This window comes from Oleiphilus sp. HI0067 (assembly GCF_001635735.1).
This window is the reverse complement of record NZ_LWFI01000974.1, coordinates 1-1,308: the sequence shown is the minus strand read 5'-3', so window position 1 is coordinate 1,308 and position 1,308 is coordinate 1. Positions and strand designations below refer to the sequence as shown.

Below are 1,308 nucleotides of genomic sequence, written 5' to 3'. Positions count from 1 at the left end.
CCATTTGTTCCGTCAGGTGTTAATCCAGGGCAAGGTGCTGGGAGAAGGCCAAATCCTGCTTGTAATGGCGCCAGAGCGTCAGCAACTGTTGTGTCTGTTGGGTCGCTAGGGTTTATTGGGAATGCTGCAAGAGCACCTTGTGTAGCAAGGTTGACGTCGGTGTAGTCAACTTTTCCGTCCATATTTAGATCTGTCTGATCAGTCACGATCGCTGTCGCTGTGCTAACGCCAACAAAACGAGTGATCTGGTCGTTGAACCATAAATTAGGTTCAGCGATATAATTTAAAACTTTTTCATCCCCAGATGTGGTAAAGCTGTATGTCAGCGCAATATCTGCATCGCTATCTATTACAGGGATGCCCGCGATCGCGATAGGTTCCCATAAACCATTGATTAGCGCTTGGACTGGTTGTAATGCCGCCAATGAGCCAGAAAGCGGGTTGGTTTCGTCTGTCAAAGCTTCGTAACCTGCAGCACCTGGAGATTTAATGATTGATTCGCCTGCTTGATCAGTAATCGTATTCTTTACTACAACGATGTACCGAGTAAGTGGCTCAAGTACTGAAGTAGGATTGATACGGATGGTTGAGTTTCCGTCCAATACCTTATGTTCGATCTCGAATGTTGGTTGCGAAGATGCGGCTTGTGGAGGCTCTCCGATTGATAAACCTTGGACTGGCGAACCGCTTGCGTACTCTAGAGCAATCAGAAATACGTTTTGTTCTGCTCCATCGCTTTGGCCTTTAAGGCTTGCAGGATCAATTAAACCACTCATTGCGATATCAATTGGCGCTACTGTAGATGCACCGCTCAATCCGCCTAGAGCTGCCGTTACTGGATTGTATTCTGAGGCAGAATAAGGTGGTAGAGGATTTGGGACGCCTAGGTCCACAAATGTGCCATCGCCTGCGGTTTCAGATGAATACAATAAATCGTTAGGGACAGGGAACTTTGCTTCCGATGGCGAGAAAATTGGAAATACACCATTGGCTACAGGAGGGTTTGTAACTGACCCTGCGTTTTCGGTTGTTGATGGGGAGTCGTCAAGACAGCCGCTCAGTGCGAATGACGAGGCAACTGCGGCACTTAATAGAGTTTTCTTCAACATAGTTAGGACCTTCACCTAAGATTGCTGTTATTTCTTGGCGCTTTTCTACACGTAAGTCGTGTTATGAAAAAGACATTAATTGTTCTAATTTGTGACGATGAAATATCGCTCTTCGAATACACTTTCTATTCGTATATCCCTTAACGTTAGACCATATCTTTTTGATGTCGAGTTTTTCCCTATGGTTCAATGGCTTGTT

The 1,308-nt window shown here is 45.5% G+C and carries 1 protein-coding gene; it reads right to left on the bottom strand.

The features are described from left to right. Positions 1–1,109, bottom strand: a 1,109-nt coding sequence (locus A3739_RS12605; RefSeq protein WP_304440275.1) for an Ig-like domain-containing protein, incomplete at its 3' end; no start/stop codon positions are given. Positions 1,110–1,308 lie beyond the last annotated feature (199 nt).